The following is a 1,099-nucleotide window of genomic DNA, read 5'->3' as shown; positions in this document are numbered from 1 at the left end:
TGAAGTGGTTTACTGAATTTGGCCACCTGAACAGAGGTGATATGCTCACCTCAGAACAACACAGGTGTCATAATGAAAAAAAGAAATTTCAGCGCAGAGTTTAAACGCGAATCCGCTCAACTGGTCGTTGACCAGAACTACACCGTGGCAGATGCAGCCAGCGCTATGGATGTCGGCCTTTCCACAATGACGCGATGGGTGAAACAATTACGTGATGAACGGCAGGGCAAAACACCAAAAGCCTCCCCCATTACCCCGGAACAAATTGAAATCCGTGAGCTCAGGAAAAAGCTACAACGTATTGAAATGGAAAATGAAATATTAAAAAAGGCTACCGTGCTCTTGATGTCAGACTCCCTGAACAGTTCTCGATAATCGGGAAACTCAGGGCGCGTTATCCTGTGGCCACTCTCTGCCATGTGTTCGGGGTTCATCGCAGCAGCTACAAATACTGGAAAAACCGTCCTGAAAAGCCAGACGGCAGACGGGCTGTATTACGCAGTCAGGTACTTGAACTGCATGGCATCAGCCACGGCTCTGCCGGAGCAAGAAGCATCGCCACAATGGCAACCCAGAGAGGTTACCAGATGGGGCGCTGGCTTGCTGGCAGACTCATGAAAGAGCTGGGGCTGGTCAGTTGCCAGCAGCCGACTCACCGGTATAAGCGTGGCGGTCATGAGCACGTTGCTATCCCGAATCATCTTGAGCGACAGTTCGCCGTAACGGAACCAAATCAGGTGTGGTGCGGTGATGTGACCTATAAGCGCTGGGCGTACCTCGCCGTTGTTCTCGACCTGTTCGCAAGAAAACCAGTGGGCTGGGCCATGTCGTTCTCGCCGGACAGCAGGCTCACCATGAAAGCACTGGAAATGGCATGGGAAACCCGTGGTAAGCCCGTCGGGGTGATGTTCCACAGCGATCAAGGCAGCCATTATACGAGCAGGCAGTTCCGGCAGTTACTGTGGCGATACCGGATCAGGCAGAGTATGAGTCGGCGTGGAAACTGCTGGGATAACAGCCCAATGGAGCGCTTCTTCAGGAGTCTGAAGAACGAATGGGTGCCGGCGACGGGCTATGTAAGCTTCAGCGATGCAGCTCA

1 pseudogene is annotated in these 1,099 nt (G+C 52.9%); it reads left to right on the top strand.

Features of this window, described 5'->3' with window-relative positions:
- Window positions 1-72: 72 nt before the first annotated feature.
- Window positions 73-1,099, top strand: a pseudogene (locus MKS11_RS27380) (IS3 family transposase); the annotation flags it as partial.

Origin of the sequence: Klebsiella sp. K5-45 (assembly GCF_030128605.1) — a bacterium.
GTDB classification, from domain to species: Bacteria; Pseudomonadota; Gammaproteobacteria; order Enterobacterales; family Enterobacteriaceae; genus Klebsiella; species Klebsiella quasipneumoniae.
The sequence above is the reverse complement of the archived record's forward strand: the minus strand, read 5'-3'. Positions and strand labels throughout refer to the sequence as shown.